We start from the raw sequence: 24,800 nt of genomic DNA, 5'->3' as shown, positions 1-24,800 counted from the left end.
ACTCACCTCAGCTTCAGCGTGGACAGGCCCAGCAGGCACAGCAGCATGGTGATGATCCAGAAGCGGATCACGACCTGGGTCTCCTTCCAGCCACTCTTTTCGAAGTGGTGGTGCAGCGGCGCCATCTTGAGCAGGCGGCGGCCCTGGCCATAGCGCTTCTTGGTGAACTTGAACCAGGTGACCTGCAGCATCACCGACAGCGCCTCCACCACGAAGATGCCGCCCATGATGGCCAGCACGATTTCCTGGCGCACGATGACGGCAATGGTCCCCAGCGAGGCGCCCAGCGCCAGCGCACCCACGTCGCCCATGAACACCTGGGCCGGGTGGGCGTTGAACCAGAGGAAGGCCAGGCCCGCACCGGCCATGGCCGCGCAGTACACCAGCAGTTCGCCCGAACCCGGGATGTGCGGGAACAGCAGGTACTTGGCGTAGCCGGCATTGCCGGTGACGTAGGCGAAGATGCCCAGGGCCGAGCCCACCATGATCACGGGCATGATCGCCAGGCCGTCCAGCCCGTCGGTCAGGTTCACGGCATTGCTGGCGCCCACGATGACCAGGTAGGTCATGATCACGAAGCCCAGCACGCCCAGCGGGTAGCTGACTTCCTTGAAGAAAGGCACGAGCAGGCCCGCCTTGGGCGGCAGGTCCAGCGCAAAGCCGGACTGCACCCAGGTGACGAACAGCTCGAAGACCTGGGCATTGGAATTCTCGGAAATGCAGAACACCAGGTACAGCGCGGCCAGCAGGCCGATGACGGACTGCCAGAAATACTTCTCGCCCGAACGCATGCCTTCGGGGTCCTTGTTGACCACCTTGCGCCAATCGTCCACCCAGCCGATGGTGCCAAAGCCCAGCGTGACCAGCAGCACGATCCAGACGAAGCGGTTGGACAGATCGAACCACAGCAGCGTGGACACGGCAATGGACAGCAGGATCAGCGCGCCGCCCATGGTGGGCGTGCCGCTCTTGGCCAGATGGGTCTCCATGCCGTAGCCGCGCACGGGCTGACCGATCTTGAGCGAGGTCAGCATGCGGATCAGGCGCGGCCCGGCCAGCAGTCCGATGACCAGGGCCGTGAGCGCGGCCATCACGGCGCGCATCGTGAGGTACTGGAAGACGCGCAGAAAGCCGAACTCGGGGGACAGGCCCTGCAGCCATTGGGACAGCATCAGCAGCATGCGGCCTCCTTCTTGCAACCGTCATCCTTGCCGGCCGCCTCGACCGCCTGAACCACCTGCTCCATCTTCATGAACCTCGAACCCTTGACCAGAATGCTGCCCACCTCGGGCAGCGCGGCACAGGCTGCCTGCTGCAGCGAGGCCATGTCTTCGAAATGCCGCGCACCTGCACCGAATGCGGTGGCGGCGGATGTGCTTTGCGCGCCCAGCGTGAACAGCCGGGCAATGCCCAGGCTGCGCGCCAGCGCGCCCGCCTCGGCATGGAATTGCGGCCCCTGGTCGCCGACCTCGCCCATGTCGCCCAGCACCAGCAGCTGGGGAGCGGGCAGTTCGCGCAGCACCTCGATGGCCGCGGCCACCGAGTCGGGATTGGCGTTGTAGCTGTCGTCGATCACGGTGACCGTGCGGCCCTGCACCGAAACGACCAGTGCGCGCGAGCGACCCTGCACGGGCTCGAACACGCTCAGGCCGCGAGCAATGTCGGCCAGCGGCACACCGGCTGCCTGGGCGCAGGCCGCAGCGGCCAGCGCATTGCACACGTTGTGGCGGCCGGCAATGTGCAGGCGCACCGGGGCCTCGCCCTCGGGCGTGACCAGGGTGAACTGCCAGGCATCGCCCAGCCACAGCGCATCGCGCGCATGGACCTGGGCGCCATCGGCAGACTCGCCGAACAGCAGGCACTGGCGCGCAGCGGCCAGCTCGCGCCACAGCGGCGTGTAGGTGTCGCCAGCCGGGAACACGGCCACGCCGTCGGCGGGCAGGGACAGCAGCACGCTGCCGTTCTCGCGTGCCACGGCCTCGACCGTGTGCATGAATTCCTGGTGCTCGCGCTGCGCGTTGTTGACCAGGGCCACCGTGGGCTGGCCGATGGCGGCCAGCTCGGCAATCTCGCCGGGATGGTTCATGCCCATCTCCAGCACGGCCACGCGGTGCCGGGCGGTCATGCGCATCAGGCTCAGCGGCAGGCCGATGGAGTTGTTGAAGTTGCCGCGCGTGGCCAGGGCCGCCTCGCCCGCATGGGCGCGCAGGATGGAGGCCACCATCTGCGTGACCGTGGTCTTGCCGTTGCTGCCGGTGACGGCGATCAGCGGCAGCGCAAAGCGCGCGCGCCAGGCCGTGGCCAGCGCGCCCAGGGCGGCAAGCGAATCGGGCACCTCGATGCCGGACAGGCCCGCGGCCTCCAGGCCGCCATGGGCCAGGGCTGCGGCAGCGCCGGCCTCGCGGGCCTGGGCCAGGAACTGGTTGGCATCGAAACGCTCGCCCTTCAAGGCGACGAACAGATCCCCGGCCTGCAGCGTGCGGGTGTCGGTGTGCACGCGCGTGAGCACGGCCTGGCCGTTGCCGACCAGCCGTGCCTGGGGAATATGCGACTGGATCAGCTCCAGCGCTTGTTGCAAGGTCATCATGACCGCTTCTTTCCTTCGCGGGCCGCCAGCGCCTTGTACGCCTCGGCCATGTCGGAGAACGGATGGCGCTGGCCCGCCGTCTCCTGGTAGTCCTCATGTCCCTTGCCGGCGATCAGCACCACGTCGCGTTCGCTGGCGTGCGCAATCGCCTGGGCGATGGCCGCTGCGCGATCGGCCTGGGACTGCAGGTTCTCGCCCGGCTGCATGCCGGCCAGGATCTGGTCGATGATGCGTTCGGGCACTTCGCTGCGCGGGTTGTCGCTGGTGACCAGCACACAGTCGGCATTCTTCTGGGCGGCCTGCCCCATGAGCGGCCGCTTGGTGGCATCGCGGTCGCCACCGCAGCCGAACACGCACCACAGCCGGCCACGGCGCTGCTCGGCGGCCGGGCGAAGGGCGCGCAGGGCCTTGTCCAGCGCATCGGGCGTGTGGGCGTAGTCCACGGCCACCAGCGGCTGGCCGGGCTGGACGATCTGCTGCATGCGGCCGGGCACGGGCTCCAGATGGGCGCAGGCGGCGACGGCCTGGTCCAGGGTCAGGCCCAGGCAGCGCAGCGCGGCCAGCACGCCCAGCAGGTTGGATACGTTGTACTGGCCCACCATGCGCGTGTGCATGCGCAGGCTGTGGCCGGCCTCGATCACGGTGAAGCTCAGGCCCTCGGCACCCAGCGCGATGTCCTTGGCCTGCAGTCGCGCCGCGCCTTCGATGGAAATGCTCCAGACATCGAGCGCGGCAGGCGGCCTGCGCGACTGCAGCGTGGCCCACAGGCGTGCGCCATGCGCGTCGTCCACATTGACGACGGCGGCCTGCAGGCCGGGCCAGCCGAACAGCGCGGCCTTGGCATCCCAGTAGGCCTGCATGCTGCCGTGATAGTCGAGGTGATCCTGCGTGAAATTGGTGAACAGCGCCACGCGGATGCGCGTGCCGTCCAGGCGGTGCTCGACGATGCCGATGGACGACGCCTCGATGGCGCAGGCAGCCAGGCCCGCATCGGCGTACTCGCGGAACGCGCGCTGCAGCCGCACCGGATCGGGCGTGGTCATGCCCGTGGATTCCATGGCGGGCGGAATGCCCACGCCCAGCGTGCCCACCAGGGCGCAGCCGCTGCGTTCCTGCAGCTTCACCTGGGCCAGCGCATGCGCCAGCCACCAGGCGGTGGTGGTCTTGCCGTTGGTACCGGTCACGGCCAGCACGTCGATCTGGGCGCTGGGATGCTGGAACCACTGGTCGGCGATCAGGCCCGTGGCGGCCTTGAGGCCGGGAAGCGCCGCGATGTGCTCGCCGGAAAACCCGAAGGCGTCCACACCCTGCGCTTCGACCAGGCAGGCCACCGCACCACGCTCCAGCGCCGAGGCCACATGGGTGCGGCCATCGGTGGCCGCACCGGGCCAGGCGATGAAGGCGTCGCCCGGCCGGACCTTGCGGCTGTCGGTCTGCAGCGTGCCGCGGCCTTGCAGGCGGGCGGCCAGCCATTGGACAGCCTCGGAGGCCGTGGACAGCACCCGCAGGGCTTGGGAGGAACTCATAGCGAGGGCTCCTCCACGGGGTTGGCGACGATCAAGGGCTTGACTTCCATATCGGGCTGCACGCCCATCAGGCGCAGCGTCTGCTGCACCACTTCGCTGAACACGGGCGCCGCCACGGTGCCGCCGTAGATGGTGCCGGCACTGGGCTCGTCCACCATCACGGCGACGATGATGCGCGGATTCTCGATGGGCGCCATGCCCGTGAACCAGGCGCGGTACTTGCCCGCCGCATAGCCCTTGCCCTGCTGCTTGCGGGCCGTGCCCGACTTGCCGCCCACCGAGTAGCCGATGGTCTGGGCGCGCTGGCCCGTGCCGCCAGGGCCGGCTGCCAGGGCCAGCATCTTGCGCACTTCATTGGCCGTGCGCGGCGAGAACACGGGCACGCCCACGGGCGGCTCGTCGGTCTTGAGCATGGTCGCCGGAATCACGCGCCCGCCGTTGGCGAAGACGGTATAGCTGCGCGTCATCTGCAGCAGGCTGGCGGACAGGCCGTAGCCATAGCCCATGGTGGCCTGCTCCACCGGCCTCCAGGTCTTGTAGGGACGCAGGCGCCCGCTGGCAGCACCAGGGAAAGCGATCTGCGGCTTCTGGCCGAAGCCCACGGCCGAGAAGGTTTCCCACATTTCCTTGGCCGGCATCTGCAGCGCGATCTTGGTCGTGCCCACGTTGCTGGACTTCTGGATCACGCCGGCCACGGTCAGCAGGCCGTAGTTGTGGGTGTCGGAGATCGTCGAGCCCGTGACGTTGACGCGGCCCGGCGTGGTGTCGATGGGCGTCTCCGGCTTGAACCGGCCCGACTCCAGCGCCAGGCCGATGGTGATGGGCTTCATGGTCGAGCCGGGCTCGAAGGTGTCGGTGATGGCTCGGTTGCGCAACTGCTCGCCCGTCAGGTTCTTGCGCTTGTCGGGCACGTAGCTGGGATAGTTGGCCAGGGCCAGCAATTCGCCGGTGTGCGCATCCATGACCACCACGCTGCCTGCCTTGGCCTTGTGCGCGATGACCTGCTCCTTGAGCTTCTGGTAGGCGAAGTACTGGACCTTGCTGTCCACGGACAGCTGGATGTCGCGGCCGTCCTGCGGCGGAACTTCCTCGCCCACGCCCTCGACCACGCGGCCCAGGCGGTCCTTGATCACGCGGCGCGAGCCGGGCTTGCCGCCGAGCTCCTTGTCGAACGACAGCTCCATGCCTTCCTGGCCGTGGTCTTCCACATTGGTGAAGCCCACGATGTGGGCGGCCGATTCGCCCTCCGGGTACTGGCGCTTGTATTCCTTGCGCTGGTAGATGCCCTTGATATTGAGGGCATGGATTTGCTGGCCCACGTCCCAGTCGAGCTGGCGCTTGATCCAGACGAAGGTCTTGTCCTCGTCGGCCAGCTTTTCCATCAGCGCGGGCAACGGCATCTCCATGAGCACCGCCAGCTGCTTGAGCTTGGCCTTGACCTCGGGGTCGTCGTGGTCCACGTCTTCGGGGATGGCCCAGATGCTGGCGGCAGGAACGCTGGAGGCCAGGATCAGGCCATTGCGGTCCAGCAGGCGGCCACGGTTGGCCGGCAGCTCCAGCGTACGCGCAAAGCGCACCTGGCCCTGGCGCTGGAAGAAGTCGTTGCCGAACACCTGCACATAGGCGGCGCGCGCGCCCAGGCCGACAAAGCCCAGGCCCAGCATGGCCACGATCATCTTGCTGCGCCACAAGGGTGTCTTGGACGCCAGCAGGGGACTGGAGGTGTAGAGCACGCTGCGCGTCATGGAGCCACTCCGGTGCGCGCATCGTCATTGACGTACTGGGCGATGGCCGGCGTGGCCGGCTTCATCTGCAGGCGCTCGCGCGCCATGACCTCGATGCGCTGCGGCGTCGCCTGGGCGCGCTTTTCCACCTGCAGGCGCTGCTGCTCGGTGGCCAGGCGACGCGATTCGGCCACGGCGCGGTCCAGTTCGGTGAACAGGCGGCGCGATTCATACTGGTTGTGCACCAGGAAGATGGCGCTGGCCATCACCGCCAGCAGCAGCACGAGGTTCAGGCGCAGCATTCCACGCCCTCCTCTTGCGCCAGACGGTGCATGCGCCTCATGCAGGCACCCCGGTGCGGCGGGCCACGCGCATCACGGCCGAGCGCGAGCGCGCATTGGCGGCGACCTCGGCCTCGCTGGGCTTGATGCGGCCCAGCGCTTCAAGGCGCATGGGCGTGGGTGCGGCAAAGGGTGCGCGCCGGTCATAGACTTCCTTGGAGTGCCTGGCGATGAACTGCTTGACGATGCGGTCCTCCAGCGAGTGGAAGCTGATCACCACCAGGCGTCCGCCCGGCGCCAGCACGCGCAGGCTGGCCTCTAGCGCCTGTTCGAGCTCTTCAAGCTCGGCATTGATGAAAATCCGAAGAGCCTGGAATGTGCGTGTCGCTGGGTTCTGCCCAGCCTCGCGGGTCCGGACCGCGCCAGCCACGAGCTCGGCAAGCTCCGCGGTGTTGCGAAGGGGCCCCTGGCTTTCGCGCCGAGCAACAATCGCCTTTGCAATGGGGCCAGCAAACCGTTCTTCGCCGTAGTCACGTATCACCTCCGCAATCTGCTGGGCATCGGCTTCCGCCAGCCAGTCCGCCACGCTCTGGCCGCGCGTGGTGTCCATGCGCATGTCCAGCGGACCCTCGAAGCGGAAGCTGAAGCCGCGCTCGGGGTTGTCGATCTGGGGAGAGCTCACGCCCAGGTCCATCAGCACGCCCTGCACGCTGCCGGCCGGCAGCTCGCCGAGGTGGCGAAACCCTTCGTGCCGAATCGAAAAACGCGCATCGGTGATGCGCGCTGCCTCTTCGATCGCGTCCGGGTCCTTGTCGAACGCCAGCAAGGCCCCATCCGGCCCCAGCCGCTGCAGGATGCGCCGGGAATGCCCGCCTCGCCCGAAGGTCGCGTCCACCCATTGCCCGGCAACGGGCTGTGCGGCGCCGTCCAGCAGCGCATCGACGGCCTCGTCGAGCAAAACGGTGATGTGTTGCAACGGCTGATTCAAGAAAACGCCTCTTTCCTAGAAAGCAAAATCCTGGAAGGCCGCGGGCATTTCTTCCTGCATGGCCTTCGCTTCATGTGCCTCATAAGTGGCCTTGTCCCACAGCTCGAAATGGTTACCCATGCCCAGCAGCACGACTTCCTTGGCCAGACCCACGGCCTCACGCAGCTCGGGCGACACCAGCACGCGGCCGGTGGCATCCATGTCCACGTCCATGGCGTTACCCAGGAAGATGCGCTTCCACCACTGCGCCGACATGGGCAGTTGCGCGATCCGCTCGCGAAACTGCAGCCACTCCGTGCGCGGGAACAGCATCAGGCAACCATGGGGATGTTTGGTAAGGGTGACCTGGCCCTGGGCCATGGCCATGAGGGCGTCACGATGCCGGGTCGGCACAGACAGCCGCCCCTTTCCATCGAGATTCAGCGAGGACGCCCCTTGAAACACGGTCAGTCACCCCGGTCGGTTGGAGCCATCGCGTCCCGGAAATCGGGGCACAAAGGCAACTTTCACCACTTAATTGCACTTTTTTGCACTGTAGCAGCAATTTGGTGTTTCACAACCCGGGAATGGACAATTATTTGCAATGAAATCAACAACTTAGAGGCCGAACGCAATGTGAGTCGTGACAAAAATCCCTGGCTTTACAAGCACTTAGATGACTGACTGCAAGTGATCTCTCAAAGCCTGCACGCAATTGCAACGATTCAATTCGCCGGCGACCGGTTGCAACTCGGGTGACCCTCCTACAAAAAGTGACTGCCCGGCAATGCGGGCAGTCACTTCGGTGGCAGCCGCTCGGCCGCCGGGACAGGCTTCAGAGAATGAAGCGAGACAGGTCTTCGTCCTGGCTCAGGGACTGCAGGCGCTGGTCCACGTAGGCCGCATCGACGGTGATGGTCTGCCCCGAAAGCTTGGCCGCATCGAAGCTGACCTCGTCCAGCAGGCGCTCGAGCACGGTGGACAGGCGGCGCGCGCCGATGTTCTCGGTGCGCTCATTGACCTCGAAGGCGATGCCGGCCAGCCGGGTGATGCCTTCGGGCGTGAATTCCAGCGTGACGCCTTCGGTGGCCAGCAGCGCCTGGTACTGCTTGACCAGGGAGGCATGGGTCTGGGTGAGGATGGCCTCGAAGTCCTGGACCGACAGCGAGTCCAGTTCCACGCGGATCGGGAAGCGCCCCTGCAGCTCGGGGATGAGGTCGCTGGGCTTGGACAGGTGGAAGGCGCCCGAGGCGATGAACAGGATGTGGTCGGTCTTGACCACGCCGTACTTGGTGGAGACGCTGGTGCCTTCGACCAGGGGCAGCAGGTCGCGCTGCACGCCCTGGCGCGAGATGTCGGAGCCGCTGGTTTCCTGGCGCGTGGCCACCTTGTCGATCTCGTCGATGAAGACGATGCCGTTCTGCTCGGCATTGGCGATGGCGCGGGTGCGCACGTCTTCCTCGTTGACCAGTTTTGCCGCCTCCTCGTCGGTCAGCAGCTTCATGGCCTCGGCAATGCGCAGCTTGCGCGTCTTGCGCTTTTCCTGGCCCATGTGGCTGAACATGCCGCGCAGCTGCTCGGCCATCTCTTCCATGCCCTGGGGGCCCATGATCTGCACCTGGGGCGGCGCGTCGGCGACGTCGATCTCGATTTCCTTGTCGTCGAGCTGGCCCTCGCGCAGCTTCTTGCGGAAAACCTGGCGTGCCGTGTTGTCGGCGGCCACCTCGCCGCTGCGGGCCTGGGGCACGAGCACGTCGAGGATGCGATCCTCGGCCGCGTCCTCGGCGCGCAGGCGCAGCTTCTTCATGTCGGCCTCGCGCGTCTGCTTGACGGCCACCTCGGCCAGGTCGCGGATGATGGCATCCACGTCCTTGCCCACGTAGCCCACTTCGGTGAACTTGGTGGCCTCGACCTTGATGAAGGGTGCATCGGCCAGCCTCGCCAGGCGGCGCGCGATCTCGGTCTTGCCCACGCCTGTGGGACCGATCATGAGGATGTTCTTGGGCGTGATCTCCTGGCGCAGGCCGTCGGCCACGTTCTGGCGGCGCCAGCGGTTGCGCAGCGCGATGGCAACGGCGCGCTTGGCGCCAGCCTGGCCGACGATGTGGCGATCCAGTTCGGAGACGATCTCCTGGGGGGTCATGGCAAAGGACATGGTGTGTATTCGATGCATTCCGCCGCCAGCCCCGCTTCCGTTACCGTTGCCTGGCCGCTGGCGACTATCCGTTTCAATGGCCGGGCGAGAACCGCCCGCGCCGCGAGGGTCTCAGAGCGTCTCGACCGTGTGGTGCATGTTGGTGTAGATGCACAGCTCGCCGGCAATGGCCAGCGACTTGCGCACGATCTCCTCGGCCGACAGCTCGGTGTTGGTCAGCAGCGCCTTGGCCGCAGAGTGCGCATAGGCGCCTCCCGAGCCGATGGACACGATGCCCTGCTCGGGCTCCAGCACGTCGCCGTTGCCGGTGATGATCAGCGAGGCCGATGCGTCGGCCACGGCCAGCATGGCCTCCAGCCGGCGCAGCACGCGGTCGGTGCGCCAGTCCTTGGTCAGCTCGATGGCCGCGCGCGTCAGGTGGCCCTGGTGCTTTTCCAGCTTGGCCTCGAAGCGCTCGAACAGCGTGAAGGCGTCGGCCGTGGCGCCGGCAAAGCCGGCAAGCACCTTGCCGTGGTAGAGCTTGCGCACCTTGCGTGCCGTGCCCTTGACGACGATGTTGCCCAATGTGACCTGGCCATCGCCACCGATGGCGACCTGCACGCCTTCGGGGGTCTGCCGGCGCACGCTGATGATGGTGGTGCCGTGATACTGTTCCATAGCGGTGCCAGATGAGGGCGAAGGCGGCCTTCTCAAGGGTCTGCTCAAAGAATGCCCACGCCCTGTTCGCGGCGGGTGCGCCGTCCTGCCGGAAGGGGTATGTCGCAGCCGCTGCGCGGCAGGATCAGTCCCGCCGTGGAGTGACCTGCGCGTGCTCCTGGATGCCGATCACGTTGAAGAACACCGCCACCAGCTGGTGCAGCTGGCCGAACTGCAGCACATGGCCCAGCGACTGCATGTGGGCAGCCCAGTTGAGCACCGAGCCGGCCGCCGCAAAGTCCATGCGCACCAGTTGGGTGCAGTCGATGAACACGGGCTCGCCCAGGCTGGCCCCTTCCTGCACCGGGTCCAGCCAGGTGGAGGCATCGCCTTCGATGGTGCCGACAAGCGCAAATCGCACGGCGTCCGCCGTGGCAGCAATGCCTGCCTGCAGGGGCGCATCCGCGCCCTCGGCTTCGCTGGCTTGCGTCAGGCACTGGCAGGCCGGGTCCACCCACGGGGGAGGCGAGACCTCAAAGGTGACGCAGTAGTCCAGCGCCACCAGTTCGAAATCATCCTGCCGGTTCATCAAACGCAGCACCGCCATGCGCAACCTCCACCACAGCGTATCCACACTGGAATCGCCCGAGGGAGCCAGCGTGCCCAGCAGCGCCAGCAGCCGGTCCGCATTGAGCAGCACGAACACGCCCTGGGAGTCCGCCCATTGCTGCAGCAGCGCCTCCAGGGGCGTGGCCGCTGCATCGTCGATGCCGGCCACGGCAGCCCAGTCCAGGTTCCAGGGGCTGGAAGCCTTGGCCTGGGAGGCCTTCAGCGCCGTCACGGCACTCGGCGTGATCTGTGCAGGTGCGCTCCAGCGCCAGCCGCGCCCTGCCGCTGCGCCCGGCATGGACACCACCGGGGCGGTGCGCTGTTGCGGCATCGCAAACCATTGGGGAGCGGAGCGGCCGAAGCGCGCCGCGAATTCGATGCCCGCCTTGTCGAACTGCAGCGGGCGGTCGGCCGCACGGTACAGGTCCAGCAAGGCCAGCCAGACCGGCAGCTGCGCGGGGACATCGCGCCGGTCGATCAGCTCCAGCATGCCCTGCTCGGCGCCATCCACATCGCCATTGGCAAAGAGGATCGCCGGCTCTTCCAGGTCGGGATCGTGCTCGAACACCACGAAGGAGGGCGGCACCATGTCCATGGGCTGCGGCGGGGAGACCTCGGTGGCCGCGAAGGCCGGCAGGAAATCGGTCGCCCCCTCCAATGGCCGCAGGGGGCGGGCCATGGGCGCGGGGTCGATGATGGGAGCCGTAGAGACGGAGGGTACCTGCGGCGCAGGTGCCAGGCTCATGGGCAAGGTGGTGGCAAAGGCTGCCGCGTCGCCGGCCGAGGCAATGGCCGGCGGCACCACGTCGCTGAGCATGGGAATCTGCCCGGACGGCGGCGGCTGCCTGCGAAACGAGGCCGGAGCGGGGTTGCCGCCCGCGGGCAGCGTCATGGGGATGGTGGTTGCATCGGCCGCCTGCTTGCCCCGCCACCATTGCTGGGACATCTGGGCCTCGATCTCGTCGATCTTCTTGAGCGTGACGGCGCGTTCGCCGGAGGATTTGGAACTCAGCAGGCTGCTGAGGAATTGCGAGCCCTGGGCGGCGGGGCCAGGCACACCGACCGGTGCGCTGCCCGGCCTGGAGGCCTGTTGCAGCTCGGCCTGGCGCAGGCGGCGCAGCTGGTCGAACTCGCGCTTGCGCACGAAATCGTTGCGGCGCTTGCGCTCGATCATCTCCTTGAGCGCCTGCTTGCTGTACTGGCTTTCCTGCTCCCCGTCCAGGCCGTCGAGGTCGGACCAATTGACCGTGGGGTGGCGCACAAAGCGCACCACCTTGGACAACAATCCCCCCGATTTGCTGCTCTCTTCTTTTGCCATGGCGAGTCAGATTAGCACCGACGGCCTGCAGGCCGTTGCTGCAACTCAATCCCCATACATCTTCTGCTTGAGCTCGCGGCGCTGCTGGGCTTCCAGCGACAGCGTGGCCGTGGGACGGGCCAGCAGGCGGCCCACGCCGATGGGCTCGCCGGTCTCGTCGCAGTAGCCGTAGTCGCCTGCGTCGATGCGTGCAATGGATTGCTCGATCTTCTTGAGCAGCTTGCGTTCGCGGTCGCGCGTGCGCAGCTCCAGCGCATGCTCTTCCTCGATGGTGGCACGGTCGGCCGGATCGGGAACCACCACGGTGTCCTCGCGCAGGTTTTCTGCCGTCTCGCCCGCGTTGGTGTGCATGTCGTGCTTGAGAGTGAGCAGCTTGAGGCGGAAGAACGCCATCTGCTTCTCATTCATGTAGTCGTCATCCGACATGGCCAGCACTTCGGCATCCGTCAGTTCTTCCACCGACTTGGTCTTCCAGGCATTGGCCAGCTTGGGGTCTCGTTTCGTCGATCCCGACGAAGGCGTTTGCGTAGTGGTAGGCATAGTGTTGGTTTCGCTAACTTAGTCCGCGCCGAGGGCTTCGGACGGGGCCATGGATGGTACTGTCAATCGGGGCACCCGGGTCGAATGCCGTGTAGGACAGCCGATCGCCGCAGTTGCGGAACCTGCCGGCTTCCCCGTGCGGCGGGGCGCGGCAATCCAGGCCGTGCGGCGGGCGTGCGTGCAAAGAGCCCTTTTGCGGTCAGCAAGGGACGCCGGGTCGGCAACGCCGACCGCAGTGCGGACCGCAGCCTTCTGGCTCGCAGCCGGGGCCGGTGCGGCCACTGACGGCTTCTTGCTGGATTCGGCGCTCACTTGCTGTCTCCTCACGGTATGGGCGACCCCTGCGGGGCAGTCCATTGGGCTTGGGGGCTCTCTTCAGGGGCGCGATTGTATCGATGCTCTACAGGAGCGCAAGCCGTTGCACATACCCCACAGGAATGCAAAGGGGCCGCCCACGCATGCGTGGCGGCCCCTGTGTCAATCAGATGTCAGCAAAAAGCCCTCCGATTGCCCACAAAGGTTCACAAAAAATCAGACCAGGCACTGCTCCAGGCCCTGCAGGAAGATGTCCTGGGGCAGGTCGATGCCGATGAAGACCATCTTGCTCTGGCGCTTTTCGCCCTCGGCCCACTGCGGTCCCAGATCGCTGCCCATGAGCTGGTGCACGCCCTGGAAAATGACCTTGCGCTCCGTGCCCTGCATGTTCAGCACGCCCTTGTAGCGCAGCATGCGCGGGCCGTAGATGTTGACGATGGCGCCCAGGAAGTCCTCCAGGCGGGCCGGGTCAAAGGCACGGTCGGCACGATAGACGAAGCTCTTGACGTCGTCATCGTGGTGATGGTGGTGCGGATGCTTGCAGTGCTCGCCATGCTCGTGGTCATGGACGTGGTCGTGCCCGCAGTTCTCGTCGTGCTCATGGCCATGGTCGTGGCCGCAGTGCTCGTCATGCTCATGCTTGTGGCCATGGTCATGTCCGTGGTCGTGGTCGTCTTCCTTGAGGAAGTCGGGATCGATGTCCAGCTTGGCATTGAGGTTGAAGCCGCGCAGGTCGAAGACCTCGTTGAGGGGCACTTCGCCGAAATGCACGGCGCGGATGGGCGCGCGCGGGTTCATGTGCTTGAGGCGGTGGATGAGCGCGTTCTTCTCGTCCTCGCTGACCAGGTCGGTCTTGGACAGGAACAGCTGGTCGGCAAAGCCCACCTGGCGGCGCGCCTCCTGGCGGTCGTCCAGCTGCTGATTGGCGTGCTTGGCATCGACCAGGGTGAGGATGGAGTCGATCAGATAGGTTTCGGCGATCTCGTCGTCCATGAAGAAGGTCTGGGCGACGGGGCCGGGATCGGCCAGGCCCGTGGTCTCGATCACGATGCGGTCGAACTCCACCAGGCCCTTGCGGCGCTTGGCGGCCAGCAGTTGCAGGGTTTCGCGCAGGTCTTCGCGGATGGTGCAGCAGATGCAGCCGTTGCTCATCTGCAGGATCTGCTCCTTGGACTCCGTCCTGAGGATGTCGGTGTCGATGTTCTCTTCGCCGAACTCGTTCTCGATCACGGCGATCTTCATGCCGTGGGACTCGCTGAGCACGCGCTTGAGCAGCGTGGTCTTGCCCGAGCCCAGGAAGCCGGTGAGGATGGTGACGGGAATCAGTGCCATGGAATTGCTTTCAGAAAATTCAGCAAAGGGAAGCGGCAAGGCCCGTCCACCACGGACGGGCCTTGTCGAAAAGACGTTCCGAATAAGTTTAGCGAGCCTGTCAAGTGCCGTTTTGCCAGAGGGCTTGGCCTTTTTTATCGGAGGCTGCCCTTTTCATCGCTATCTCCATTGCCATCGCCACTGTCGCGGCCGTCCCCACTCTGGCGCCGCGCGCGCGGATGGGCGCTCTCGTAGGCCTGGGCCAGATGCTGGAAATCCAGGCGCGTGTAGATCTGCGTGGTCGAGATGCTGGCGTGGCCCAGCAATTCCTGCACGGCGCGCAGGTCGCCGCTGGACTGCAGCATGTGGCTGGCGAACGAATGCCGCAGCACATGGGGATGGACGCCGGCCGACAGGCCGGCCTGCTGGCCGCGCTGGCGCAGCCGCGCCCAGACCGACTGCGCGCCCAGGCGTTCACCACGCCGTCCGATGAACAGCGCCGGCTCCTGCTGCGCCGCCTGGGCCGCCGCGCCAGCCAGGCCCGTCTCCCGCAAGGCCAGCCAGCGCTGCAGCGCCTGCAGCGCGGCGGCGCCCACGGGCACGGTGCGCCGCTTGCCCCCCTTGCCCTGCACATGGGCATCGGCGGCCTGCAAATCTATCCAGCCACGGCCCTGGCGCTGCGTATCCTGGCCGGGCGCCACGTCCAGGCCCACCAGCTCGCCCACGCGCAGGCCGCAGCTGTAGAGCAGTTCGGTGATGGCAGCGTCACGTGCCTCGATCCAGGGGTCGGCGTCGGCGCTGCCGAAGGCGGCCAGTTGCACGGCATCATCCACGCCCAATGCCTTGGGCAGGGGTTTGGGGGCCTTGGGACCGCGCACGCCCTCGACGGGATTGAAGGGCACCAGCGATTGCCGGGCTGCCCAGCGGAAGAAGCTGCGCCAGCCAGACAGGATGAGCGCAATGCCGCGCGGACTGCGGCCCCGGGAATGCATCTGGGCCACGAAGCGGCGGATGTGGGCGGGCTGCAGCGCCAGCAGCTCCTGGCCGGCGTCGCGGGCCATGGCGCAAAGCCGGGCCATGTCCAGCGCATAGAGTGCGCAGGTGCGGTCGGCCAGGCGCTTTTGCACGCGCACATGCTCCAGATAGGCATGGACGGCGGCGGGGAGCACCGTCAGGTTCTCTGCCGCCAGATCCTCTGCCGGAAGGTCGCCTTCCGGGAGCCCGTCCATGTCCGATGCTCCCGGCATGGGCTTTCAGCCGGTCAGCCGCGCGCCAGGGTCAGCGGCACGGGCCGCATGCGCGACAGGGCCGCGCTGGCCAGGGCCGAGATGCGCGAGAGGAATTCCGTGCCCATGGTGGCCTCGAAGCGCAGCGGATCGGGAGACCCCAGCACCAGCATGCCGAAGGCATTGGCCGGGCTGATGCTGTCGCCGTCATGCAGCGTGAGCAGGGCCAGGGACTGGGCCGCATCGGGATCGACCAGCCAGCCGCCGGGCTCGAAGCCCATGTTGGGGCCGCAAAACGGCATGGTCAGCGACGCCGCAAAGGACCTGGCGTCCTCGCTGACGCCCATGGTGTAGATGCTGCTGGTCTGGGCGCCGGAGACGTTCCACAGGCGCAGGGCCACCTGGGGCACCTCGAAGACATGCTGCAGGCTGGCCGTGAGCGCGTGGGGCAGTTCGCGCAGGTCCTGGACCTTGGCCAGGGCGCAGCTCCAGGCATGCAGCTTGTCGCCGATGGAGGCGTTCTCGCTGCTGTGGCGCATCATGTCCATGATGCGGTGCTCCAGGCCCTTGATCTTCTCGCGCAGCATCTCGGCCTGGCGTTCCTGCAGGCTGACGGTACGCGGGCTGTGGCTGCTGACCAGCTGCACACGCGCGAGCATCTCGGCGTGGCGCTCGAAGAATTCCGGATGGTTCAGCAGGTAGTCGGCAATCGTCTCTTCGGTGACGGCGATATCGGTAGTGCTGTTCATGGCTGGTCGGGAACCTCGATCTGTCCTTCAAAAACAAACTCTGCGGGGCCGGTCATGCGCACTGCGCCGCCGTCCCACTCGATGGTCAGCCGGCCGCCGCGGGTGTGCACATCGACGCGCGCGTCGAGCAGTCCCCAGCGAATGCCGGCCACCACGGCCGCGCAGGCGCCCGTGCCGCAGGCCAGCGTCTCGCCGGCACCGCGCTCGTACACACGCAGCCGGATCTGGCCGCGATCGACGATCTGCATGAATCCCGCATTGACGCGCTGGGGAAAGCGTGCATGGCGCTCGATCAGCGGGCCCCAGGTGGCCACGGGGGCGTGGTCCACATCGTCCACCAGTTGCACCGCATGCGGGTTGCCCATGGAAACGGGAGCGATCCAGACCGTGGCCTCGTCGCCCAGCTGCAGGGGCCATTGCTGCGCCGCACCCAGCGGGCGGGGAACCAGGCCTGTGCCGTCGAAGGGCACCAGGGCGGGCTCCAGCACGGGCTGGCCCATGTCCACGGTGACGCGGCCATCGGCATGCAGCTCGGGGGCGATGAGGCCGGCCAGCGTCTGCACGCGGATGACGGACTTTTCCGTCAGGCCCTTGTCGTGCACATAGCGCGCAAAGCAGCGCGCGCCGTTGCCGCACTGCTCGACCTCGCCGCCGTCGGCGTTGTGGATCACGTATTCGAAGTCGATGCCTTCGGCGGGCGAGGGCCGCACCGTGAGGATCTGGTCGGCGCCCACGCCGAATTGGCGATGGGCCAGAAAGCGGTACTGGGCTGCGCTCAGGCCCAGCGGGCCGGCGGTTTCGTCGAGGACCACGAAATCGTTGCCAGCGCCCTGCATCTTGGTAAAGCGGATCTGCATCCCGCGATTATCCTCTGCACGGCGCCGTCATGGCGCAATCCGGGCATGCGCCGGTGCAGACCGCCGTCCCGCCGCCTGCGTCTCCGGCGCAACAGCAGGATGCAGGCCAATCCGCATAATGCCCCCATGACCCGCCCCAGCCAGCTCCTGCACCCCCAGCGCCAGCCTGTAGACACGCTCAAGGCCTCCACCGTCCTGCTTCTGCGCGACCGCGCCGATGGCCAGGGGCTGGAGGTGCTGATGACGCGGCGCTCGCCCAAGGCCAGCTTCGTGCCCAGCGCCTATGTCTTCCCGGGCGGCGGCATCGAGGCCCAGGACGCGGCCGAGGCCGCCCATGCCTGCGCCAGCACCCGCCCCGTCCAGGCCGGCGACGGACTGCGCATCACCCAGGCCATCGCCGGGCTGCGCGAAACCTTCGAGGAACTGGGCATTTTGCTGGCCCACGACGCCCAGGGCCGGCCGGTATCTGCCGCCGAGCTGGCCACGCTGGACCGCAAGGCGCCGCTGGTGCCCCAGTGCGAGGCGCGCGGCCTGCGCCTGGCCGTGGATGCGCTGTGGTACCTGGCCCACTGGACGGCCGACCGCGACCAGCCCAGGCGCTTCGATGTGCCCTTCTTCGTGGCGCGCATGCCCGAAGATCAGGAACCCGACGCCGACGGATCGGAACAGTTCGAGCCCATCTGGGTGCGCCCGCAGGAAGCCCTGGAGCGCCACCGCGCGGGCAGCTTCCCCATGATCTTCCCCACCATCCGCACGCTGGACCGGCTCAGCCGCTTCGCGGGCACCGAAGCCGTGTTCGCCGCCCTGCAAGGCGAGCAGCCGCTGTGGCAGTGCTGCCCGCGCACAGGCTTTCTCGATGGCAAGGAAGCCCGCCACATGGAGGACGAGGCCCCCTTCGGCGAGCTGGAAATGGTCTGCCCCGACGGCCAGATCCTGCACACGCTGGACTGGCAAAGCGAGCGCGCCGTGCCCCTGCGCAAGAACCTGCTGCGCCTGACGGCACCCAACCCTGGCGTGATGACCGGCCCCGGTACCAACAGCTATCTGGTGGGCGATGCCGCCACGGGCTACGCCGCCATCGACCCCGGCCCGGCCGATGCCGCCCATGTGCAGCGCCTGTTCGATGCGGCGGGCGGCGACATACGCCACATCCTGTGCACGCATTCCCATGCCGACCACTCGCCGGGCGCCGCGCTGCTGCAGGCGCTGGCGGTGCAGGCCGGCAGGCCCAGGCCCGCCATTGGCGGCCTGCCCTCGGCGCCCACGGCCCGGCCGGCCAGCCGCTTCACCCCCGACTACGCACTGGCCGACGGCCAGCGCATCGTGCTGCAGGATGCGCAAGGCAGCACCACCCACACGCTGCAGGCCGTGTTCACGCCCGGCCATGCGGCCAACCATGTGTGCTTTGTGCTGGAGGAAGACGCCCTGCTGTTCAGCGGCGACCACATCCTCAACGGCAGCACCACCATCATCGATCCGCCTGACGGCAACATGCGCGACTACATCGATTCGCTGGACAAGCTCGACGCGCTGTGCGCCGCGCACGATGCGCGCTTCATCCTGCCGGCCCATGGCTATGTGCTGGGCTTTGCGCGCCATGCGATCGCCAAACTCAAGGCCCATCGGCTGGCGCGCGAGGCCAAGGTGCTGGCCGCCATGCAAAGACAGCCCGACGGCAGCGTGCAGGACTGGGTGCGCCTGGCCTATGACGACGCCCCGCCGCAGCTGTGGCCGATTGCCGAGCGCTCGCTGCTGGCGCATGTGGAGCGCATCCGTGCGCTGTGCGGGCGGCAATGACCGGCAATGACCGACGACGCGCGCGGGGCCTGGTATCTGGTTAAGCTGCGCGCATGTCTGAATCTGAAAGCGTTCGCCTGGCCAAGCGCCTGGCCGAACAGGAACAATGCTCGCGCCGCGAGGCCGAACTGCATATCACCGCCGGCAACGTCCAGGTGGACGGCAAGGTCGTGCAACTGCCCGAGACGCGCGTGCGCCCCGAGCAGCAGGTCACGCTGCGCAGCGGCGCCCAGCCCGAGGCCGTGCCGCCCGTCACCCTGCTGATGAACAAGCCTGCGGGCTACACCCAGGGCCGGCCCTATGGCCGGGTGCGCAGCGCCCACTCCCTGCTGGGCGAAGCCAGCATGGCCGCGGTGGACACGCCCATGCCGCTGCTGGTGCTGGCCCAGCACTTCAAGAACCTCGAATCCTTCCTACCCCTGCCGCTGCCGGCCAGCGGCCTCATCGTCTACACCCAGGACAAGCGCGTGGCGCGCAAGCTGGGCGAGGAAGGCATGTGGCTGGAGCAGGAATGCATCGTCGGCGTCGAGGGCCAGATCCACGAGGACGGCCTGGAGCTGATGAAGGCCGGCCTGCCGATCGGCAAGCGCCAGCTGCCGCCCTGCCGCGTGAGCTGGCAGAACGAGAACCATCTGCGCTTTGCGCTCAAGGGCATCGCCCCCGACGAGATCGACGCCATGTGCACCGAAGTGGGCCTGCGCGTGGTCAGCCTGCGCCGCCTGCGCATTGGCCGCCTCTCTCTGGCCAAGGTGCCCGAGGGCCAATGGCGCTACCTGATGCCCTGGGAGCGGTTCTAGGCCGGCATTGCCGGGTGCGCGCCGGGCAGCACTTTCGGCAAATGAGAATCATTTCATAGAATGCGGGATTCCCGTGCTGCCTTCGGGCCTCCCGCATGCCTGCGCCCGCCTCTTCCTCCTCTTCCCTGCTGAGCACCTTCCAGGACAGCTACCACGAGCTGGTGCGCTTCGTGGCGCGCCGCGCCGGCCCGCAGGCCGCACGTGACCTGGTGCATGACGCCTGGATACGCCTGGCCGAACGCCAGCGCGGCGAAAGCGATGCGCCCGCCGCGCCGGACGGTCCGCCAGGCGCCAGCCGCGCCTATCTCTACGCGGTGATGGAGAACATCGCCATCGACCACCTGCGCCATGGCCAGCGCACGGCCGAGCGCTTCGACACCAGCGCGAGGGAAGGCGAGCCGCCCTCACCCCTCAGCCCCGATGTGGCCGACACCCATTCCTACCGCCAGGCCCTGGCCGCGGTCGAAGGCGCGCTGGCGCAGCTGCCCGCGCGCTGCCGCGACATCTTCCTGGCCGACCGCATAGCGGGCGCCTCGCATGCCGAGCTGGCCGAGCGCCACGGCGTCTCGGTCAAAACCGTGGAACGCGAGGTCATGCGCGCCATGGACAGCGTGGAAGCCTCGCTGCGCCGCTGGCGCGGAGATACTGCCGCACCCGCACCCGCACCCGCACCACGCACGGGCCGCCGCCGTGCCCTGTCCACCCTGCTGGGGATGGCGGGCCTGGGTGTCGGCAGCCCGACGCTCTGGCTGGCCTGGCGTCAATGGATGCCGCAATATCAGGTGCGGCTGGCCACCGCCACCGGCCGCCTGCTGAACCAGCCCCTGCCCGACGGCAGCACCCTGACGCTGGACGCTTCCAGCCGCGCCGAGGTGGATTTCTACGCCACGCGCCGCCAGGTGCGGCTGCTGGCCGGCAGCGCCTTCTTCGCGGTGGCGCGCGACACGGAACGGCCCTTCGTGGTCCAGGCGGCGGACGTACAGGTCACCGTGCTGGGCACGCGCTTCGAGGTGGCGCTGGAGGACGATGCGGTGCTGGTCGCCGTCGATGCGGGCCGCGTGCAGGTGCGCGACGGCAGCGGCGCCCGGCATGAACTGGGTGCAGGCCAGATGCTGCGCCTGGCGCCAGGTCAGACGGCCGCCGTGCAAACGGTTGCGGCGGTGGCCGCCTGGCGCGAGGGCTGGCTGGACTTCCAGAACACGCCGCTGGCCGAGGTCGCCCGCCGCCTGGAGCGCTACAGCCTGCAGCCACTGCGCGTGGAGCCCGACGCCGCCGCCCTGCCCGTGCTGGGGCGCGTGCGCATTGCGGCGGCCCAGGGCTGGCTGCGCATGCTCCCGCGCACCCTGCCGGTCAGCGTGCAGGAGGAGGAGCAAGCCCCTGGAGCGGTACGCACCCTGGTCATCCGCCGCCGCAGCTGATGCGCTGATGCGCCCATGGCCCCGGAATGCACGGCACGTGCGCACCAGGCGTGAGGGAATGTCTGCGCCCGTTCGTATAGGCATGAGGACCCGGGAACGCGACGCATTCGCAGCCCGGGAATCGCCATTGCCCAGATCCGTCACGGGACTTTCCATGCCTTCATCCCTCTCCAAACCTAACTGCCTTGCCCGCCACCATGCCGTTGCGACGGCCATCGCACTGCTGGCCCTGCAGCTGTCTCCAGCCGCTCTGGCCCAGGTGGCACCGGCCACAGCCACGGCAGCCAGCACCGACTTCCACATCGCCGCCCAGCCGCTGGACCAGGCGCTGGCCCAGCTCGCCCGCCAGGCCGGCCTGCAGCTGCTGGCCGCGCCTGAACTGGTACAGGGCCGCCGTGCGCCCGCCGTGGAAGGGCGCCTGAGCACCGCCGCCGCCGTGGCCCGGCTGCTGCGCGGCAGCGGGCTGGAAGGCCATGTGAGCCAGGGCACGCTGGTGGTGGAAAAGCCTGCCGGCACCGTCGCCCTGCCCGAAGTCACGGTCTCCGCCGTGGGCGAGACCACGACCACCGAGGGCTCGGGCTCCTACACCACGGGGCTGATGAGCACCTCGACCAAGCTGCCGCTGTCCATCCGCGAGACACCCCAGTCCCTCACCGTGGTCACGCGCCAGAAGATGGACGACCAGGGCATGCTGTCCATCGACGACGTGGCCAACAGCGCCACCGGCATCACCATCAACCGCTGGAGCGACGACCGGGCGCGCTATTTCTCGCGCGGCTTCGTGATCGGCTCCTTCCTGCAGGACGGCGTGCCCGTCTCGTATGAAACCGATACCGCCACCTACGACACCATGGCCATGTACGACCACGTGGAGGTCGTGCGCGGCCCCACGGGGCTGATGACAGGCGTGGGCGACCCTTCGGGCACGATCAACTTCGTGCGCAAGCGCGCGCCGCGCACCACCCAGCGCTCGGTCACCCTGCGCGGCGGCAGCTGGAACCAGGCCGTGGGCGAGCTCAATGTGGGCGGCGCCCTCAACGAGGACGGCACGGCACGCGGGCGTGTGGTGGCCTCCGCCCAGTCGCGCGACCACTTCATCGATGGCTACGGCAGCCGCCGCCAGCTGCTGTACGGCACCGCAGAGTTCGACCTGGGACGCGACACCACGCTGAGCGTGGGCGGCTCCTATGTCAACGAAGACAATCCTGGCTCCCAATGGATGGGCGTGCCCATGGGCTTCGATGGCTCCTTCCTCGACATTGCGCGATCCAGGCGTTTCTCGCCCTCCTGGAGCAAATGGGACAAGAAGGAAGTCAGCCTGTTCGCCGACCTGGAGCACCGCTTCGACAACGGCTGGAAGGCCAGGCTGGCCGCGCGCGCGCTGCAGGCCAAGTCCGCGCTGGACGGCGCCTACCTGGTCTCGGGCGGCCTGGACGACCAGGGCCGCACGCGCTACGACGTGGCCGGCGGCCTCTACGACTACGACAAGCGCCAGCTCAGCCTCGATGCCTCGGCCCAGGGCCCCGTGCGCCTGTTCGGCCGCGAGCATGACCTGGCCTTTGGCCTCAGCCGCCGCACCATCCGCTGGAGCGACCAGGGCTACAGCTACCTGTCGCCCACGGGGGACTGGCTGATCGCCAATGGCGTCGATCCCTACACCTGGAACCCCGACTCGCTGGACCGCTCCAGCCTGCTGGCCGAAGACCTGTGGACGCGCCGCCAGAAGACCACGCTGACCTCGGCCTATGCCACCGGCCGCTTCCTGCTGGCCGAACCGCTGAACCTGATCGCCGGTGCACGGCTGGACTGGTATGACTTCACCAACGTCCAGCGCCAGGGCAGCTGGAGCCGGGAGCGCGAATTCAGCGAGAAAGCCCATGCCACGCCCTATGCCGCGCTGACCTATGACATCAGCAAGACCTACTCGGCCTATGCCAGCTACACCAGCATCTTCCGGCCCCAGGACTTTCTCGATGTCTCGGGCAGCATGCTGGCGCCGGTGGAGGGACGCAACTTCGAGCTGGGCCTCAAGGGCAGCTACCTGGACGAGCGCGTGAACCTGGCCGTTGCCGTGTTCAACACCACGCAGGACAACCTGCCCCAGGCCATCGCGGACATCAACTCCTGCACGGTGAAGACCAATTGCTACCGCTCCGTCGGCAAGGTCAAGAGCAAGGGGCTGGACGTGGACATCAGCGGCGAGATCCTGCCGCGCCTGAACGCCGGCCTTGGCTACACCTTCACCCAGGCCGAGATCGCCAGCGACAGCACCGACGGCGCCAAGGGCGCGCCCTACGCCAGCTACACGCCGCGCCACCAGCTCAAGCTGTCGGCCATGTACCACCTGGGCGGCGAGCTGGGCGCATGGCGCGTGGGCGGCGGCCTGCGCTACCAGAGCCGCACCACGTCCGAGTCGCTGACCAGCGCCGAAGGCTATGCAATCCGCCAGTCCGCCTATGCCGTGGCCGACCTGGTCATCGGCTATCGGGTGAACCGGCAGCTGGACCTGCAGATGAACATCAGCAACCTGTTCGACCGCCGCTATTTCGAGACACTGGGCACGAACAACGGCGGCAACTATTTCGGCGTGCCGCGCAAGCTCCTGCTGACCGCTCGCTACCAGTTCTGACCCGCCCATGAAAATGCCCCGCCGGTGGCGGGGCATGAAAGAAAGTGTGAAGCGCGCCGATAAGCCGGATTCTGTGCACGCGGTTGCCCGCATGTGACCGCCATTAATCTGGGCCGGGCGTCGCCGCCCGGCTCGGTGCTACCTACCCGCACACTCCGGGGGCCCCGTCAACGTGTGCCTACTTGGTATTGCTGCGCGTAGAGATTGCCCGTTTCACCCGGGGACGCGTCCCGCCTCCCCGGGTGGCTATGGGGCCCAGGCTTTCGCCTGGGCGTCTGGCTTGCGCCAGCCGTCGCCAGCTTGCGCTGGCACCCCATAGAACACCAAGTTGGCGGCACATGTCCCCGACTCGTCTCTGTTGCTCTGATCCTCACCTCACGGTGGACAGCCGTTAGCTGCTACGCTGCCCTGTGCAGTCCGGACGTTCCTCCAGTGCCGTGTTTCCACGATTGCACCAGCGGCGGTCTGGCGTGCTTCACGGGCGCCATTATCTCGCGGCTTGGGCCGGGCTGCAGGCAGATGGCGCAACGGCCTCACGGCGGCATGCAGAACTCGCGGCGGAACTGCTCGGGCGAAGTGCCGGCCTCGCGCTGGAACATGGCGATGAAGGACGAAGGCGTGCTGTAGCCCAGGTCGTAGGCGATCTGCTGCACGCTCAGGCCGGCCTCCAGCGCGTCGATGGCCTGCAGGTAGCGCATGCGCTGGCGCCACTCGCCCAGGCCCATGCCCAGCTCGCGCTGGCAGTGGCGCGCCAGGGTGCGTTCGGTCATGTGCACGCTGGCCGCCCATTGCGCCAGGCTGCGATGGTCGTGCGGCGCGGCGCGCATGGCCGAAAGCACCTCCACCAGGGCCGGATGCTCGGCGGCCGGCAGGTAGCCCGGCTCCACCGGCACGGCGAGCAACTGGTCGTAGAGCACGCGCGCCAGGCGCAGGTCGGCGTCGGAGGTCGGAATATGCACGTCGCGCACGGCAAAGTCGGCCAGGATGGCCTTGATGATGGCCCCTATGCGCAGCGAGCAGGGCTGCCCGGGCAGGGCCTCGCACAGCGCAGGCGCCAGGTAGACCGAACGGTAGACCACGGCATGGGCCACGTAGCAGCTGTGCACCACGCCCGGCGGTATCCAGATGCCGTACTGCGGCGGCGCGACCCAGCGCACGCCCGGTGTCTCCATGCGCATGCTGCCGTGCGGCACATAGTTCAGGTGTCCCCAGCTGTGGCTGTGCGGCGGCGCCTCGGTATGGGTGCCGAATTCGTCATAGCGAAAGAAGTACTGGCCCGGCACATCCTCCACGTTCTGGATGCGCATGGGCTTACTGGGGCTGGGCATGGCGGATGGTCCGGGTTGCGCTATCGATTG

20 protein-coding genes and 1 other RNA gene are annotated in these 24,800 nt (G+C 67.7%); 4 read left to right on the top strand and 17 right to left on the bottom strand.

Annotated features, from left to right (window positions below; all coding sequences use genetic code 11):
• Window positions 1-2: 2 nt before the first annotated feature.
• From mraY to dapF, 15 genes are all read right to left on the bottom strand, one after another.
• Window positions 3-1,181, bottom strand: a complete 1,179-nt coding sequence (mraY, locus tag A9976_RS06790; protein WP_012203397.1) for a phospho-N-acetylmuramoyl-pentapeptide-transferase — start codon at window positions 1,179-1,181, stop codon at window positions 3-5.
• Window positions 1,172-2,587 (bottom strand): UDP-N-acetylmuramoyl-tripeptide--D-alanyl-D-alanine ligase, encoded by a 1,416-nt coding sequence (murF, locus tag A9976_RS06785; RefSeq protein WP_183018378.1) that lies wholly within the window; start codon window positions 2,585-2,587, stop codon window positions 1,172-1,174. Before murF ends, mraY begins: the two co-directional genes overlap by 10 nt.
• Window positions 2,584-4,113: a UDP-N-acetylmuramoyl-L-alanyl-D-glutamate--2,6-diaminopimelate ligase gene (locus A9976_RS06780; protein ID WP_183018377.1), complete on the bottom strand. Its 1,530-nt coding sequence runs from the start codon at window positions 4,111-4,113 to the stop codon at window positions 2,584-2,586. Before A9976_RS06780 ends, murF begins: the two co-directional genes overlap by 4 nt.
• Complete coding sequence (locus tag A9976_RS06775; RefSeq protein WP_183018376.1) at window positions 4,110-5,858, bottom strand: penicillin-binding protein 2; 1,749 nt, start codon at window positions 5,856-5,858, stop codon at window positions 4,110-4,112. Before A9976_RS06775 ends, A9976_RS06780 begins: the two co-directional genes overlap by 4 nt.
• Complete coding sequence (ftsL, locus tag A9976_RS06770; protein WP_012203393.1) at window positions 5,855-6,139, bottom strand: cell division protein FtsL; 285 nt, start codon at window positions 6,137-6,139, stop codon at window positions 5,855-5,857. The genes A9976_RS06775 and ftsL overlap by 4 nt, the downstream gene beginning before the upstream one ends.
• Before the next feature lie 37 nt (window positions 6,140-6,176).
• Complete coding sequence (gene rsmH / locus A9976_RS06765; protein ID WP_183018375.1) at window positions 6,177-7,106, bottom strand: 16S rRNA (cytosine(1402)-N(4))-methyltransferase RsmH; 930 nt, start codon at window positions 7,104-7,106, stop codon at window positions 6,177-6,179.
• 15 nt (window positions 7,107-7,121) lie between these two features.
• The gene (gene mraZ, locus A9976_RS06760) at window positions 7,122-7,550 is read right to left on the bottom strand and encodes a division/cell wall cluster transcriptional repressor MraZ (RefSeq protein WP_183018374.1); all 429 of its coding nucleotides are present in this window, start codon (window positions 7,548-7,550) and stop codon (window positions 7,122-7,124) included.
• A gap of 370 nt (window positions 7,551-7,920) precedes the next feature.
• Window positions 7,921-9,240 carry an ATP-dependent protease ATPase subunit HslU gene (gene hslU / locus A9976_RS06755; protein WP_183018373.1) on the bottom strand — a complete coding sequence of 440 codons (1,320 nt, stop codon included), beginning with the start codon at window positions 9,238-9,240 and terminating at the stop codon, window positions 7,921-7,923.
• A gap of 111 nt (window positions 9,241-9,351) precedes the next feature.
• Complete coding sequence (gene hslV / locus A9976_RS06750; protein ID WP_012203389.1) at window positions 9,352-9,897, bottom strand: ATP-dependent protease subunit HslV; 546 nt, start codon at window positions 9,895-9,897, stop codon at window positions 9,352-9,354.
• 124 nt (window positions 9,898-10,021) lie between these two features.
• Entirely contained in the window at window positions 10,022-11,803 is a 1,782-nt protein-coding gene (locus A9976_RS06745; RefSeq protein ID WP_183018372.1) for an STAS domain-containing protein, read from the bottom strand.
• Between the two features lie 45 nt (window positions 11,804-11,848).
• Complete coding sequence (dksA, locus tag A9976_RS31860) at window positions 11,849-12,343, bottom strand: RNA polymerase-binding protein DksA (RefSeq protein WP_183018371.1); 495 nt, start codon at window positions 12,341-12,343, stop codon at window positions 11,849-11,851.
• 531 nt (window positions 12,344-12,874) lie between these two features.
• Window positions 12,875-13,990 carry a GTP-binding protein gene (locus A9976_RS06735; protein ID WP_183018370.1) on the bottom strand — a complete coding sequence of 372 codons (1,116 nt, stop codon included), beginning with the start codon at window positions 13,988-13,990 and terminating at the stop codon, window positions 12,875-12,877.
• Between the two features lie 134 nt (window positions 13,991-14,124).
• A complete protein-coding gene (locus A9976_RS06730; RefSeq protein ID WP_183018369.1) occupies window positions 14,125-15,216 on the bottom strand; it encodes a tyrosine recombinase XerC in 1,092 nt (363 codons plus the stop codon).
• Window positions 15,217-15,230: 14 nt separating this feature from the next.
• Window positions 15,231-15,944, bottom strand: a complete 714-nt coding sequence (locus A9976_RS06725) for a DUF484 family protein (protein WP_183018368.1) — start codon at window positions 15,942-15,944, stop codon at window positions 15,231-15,233.
• Entirely contained in the window at window positions 15,941-16,801 is an 861-nt protein-coding gene (gene dapF / locus A9976_RS06720) for a diaminopimelate epimerase (protein WP_183018367.1), read from the bottom strand. Before dapF ends, A9976_RS06725 begins: the two co-directional genes overlap by 4 nt.
• A gap of 126 nt (window positions 16,802-16,927) precedes the next feature.
• On the opposite strand from dapF, the gene A9976_RS06715 reads away from it, so the two are divergent.
• The 4 genes from A9976_RS06715 (at window position 16,928) to A9976_RS06700 (ending at window position 23,442) form a co-directional block, all read left to right on the top strand.
• Window positions 16,928-18,598 carry an MBL fold metallo-hydrolase gene (locus tag A9976_RS06715; protein ID WP_183018366.1) on the top strand — a complete coding sequence of 557 codons (1,671 nt, stop codon included), beginning with the start codon at window positions 16,928-16,930 and terminating at the stop codon, window positions 18,596-18,598.
• A gap of 53 nt (window positions 18,599-18,651) precedes the next feature.
• Entirely contained in the window at window positions 18,652-19,395 is a 744-nt protein-coding gene (locus A9976_RS06710) for a pseudouridine synthase (RefSeq protein ID WP_183018365.1), read from the top strand.
• 95 nt (window positions 19,396-19,490) lie between these two features.
• The gene (locus A9976_RS06705; RefSeq protein ID WP_183018364.1) at window positions 19,491-20,813 is read left to right on the top strand and encodes a sigma-70 family RNA polymerase sigma factor; all 1,323 of its coding nucleotides are present in this window, start codon (window positions 19,491-19,493) and stop codon (window positions 20,811-20,813) included.
• Between the two features lie 154 nt (window positions 20,814-20,967).
• Window positions 20,968-23,442: a TonB-dependent siderophore receptor gene (locus A9976_RS06700; RefSeq protein ID WP_183018363.1), complete on the top strand. Its 2,475-nt coding sequence runs from the start codon at window positions 20,968-20,970 to the stop codon at window positions 23,440-23,442.
• 44 nt (window positions 23,443-23,486) lie between these two features.
• Here the strand turns inward: A9976_RS06700 and rnpB are convergent.
• Window positions 23,487-23,919: RNase P RNA component class A (rnpB, locus tag A9976_RS06695), an RNA gene on the bottom strand.
• 56 nt (window positions 23,920-23,975) lie between these two features.
• Window positions 23,976-24,770, bottom strand: coding sequence for a helix-turn-helix domain-containing protein (locus tag A9976_RS06690; protein WP_183018362.1), 795 nt, complete (start codon window positions 24,768-24,770; stop codon window positions 23,976-23,978).
• Between the last annotated feature and the right edge of the window lie 30 nt (window positions 24,771-24,800).

Source organism: Delftia sp. UME58, assembly GCF_014170385.1.
Lineage (GTDB): Bacteria > Pseudomonadota > Gammaproteobacteria > Burkholderiales > Burkholderiaceae_C > Comamonas > Comamonas acidovorans.
Note: the sequence above shows the minus strand (reverse complement) of the source record. Positions and strands in the feature narration are given on the sequence as shown.